Raw genomic sequence first — 765 nt, forward strand, 5'->3', positions numbered from 1 at the left:
CAACAAAAAGCGCCTGTTAATATCTATGTTAACAGGCGCCTATTTTTTTATAAGTTCATACCTTTTCCGCAAAAAAAATTTTAAGCCAAAACAGCACCTTGTGCTTCAAGCCATTCCTTTATGCCTCGTATCTTATCGGCTAATAACTGCTCATCACCACGAGTTTCGATATTAAGCCTGATCAGCGGCTCGGTATTCGATGCGCGTAAATTAAAACGCCACTCGCCAAAGTTCAGACTTAAGCCATCAAGCATCGATTTGGCTGGGCTCTCAACGCTAAACTTATCCTCGATAGCGCTGATGATAGTTGGTGCATCATTTGTGGTGAGATGAAAGTTTAGCTCACCTGAACTAGGATAAGCTTTAATATAGCCAGTGACCAACTCAGATAGCGTCTTACCAGTAATGGATAATAGCTCGATAGTTAATAGCCATGGAATCATCCCGCTGTCGCAATAGAAAAAGTCGCGGAAATAGTGATGAGCAGACATCTCACCGCCATAGACTGCTCCCGACTCGCGCATGACTTGCTTGATAAATGAGTGCCCAGACTTACTAATGACTGCTTTGCCATTATGTTCTTCGATGACTGCTTCGGTATTGTAAATTACTCGTGGATCATAGACGATGGATTCATTTGGGTATTTATTTAAAAACGCTTGTGCAAGCATCCCTACCACATAGCTACCATCAATAAATTCGCCGCTTTCATCGAATAAAAAACAGCGGTCGAAATCTCCGTCAAAGGCAATGCCCAAATCGGCT

Annotated in this window: 1 protein-coding gene; it reads right to left on the reverse strand. The window is 42.5% G+C overall.

Annotated features, from left to right (window positions below; translation table 11 throughout):
* Nucleotides 1–80 precede the first annotated feature (80 nt).
* Nucleotides 81–765, reverse strand: a 685-nt coding sequence (locus ACS8FD_RS19680) for a phosphohexomutase domain-containing protein (RefSeq protein ID WP_459252160.1), incomplete at its 5' end; no start/stop codon positions are given.

The organism is Psychrobacter sp. 1U2 (assembly GCF_051847575.1).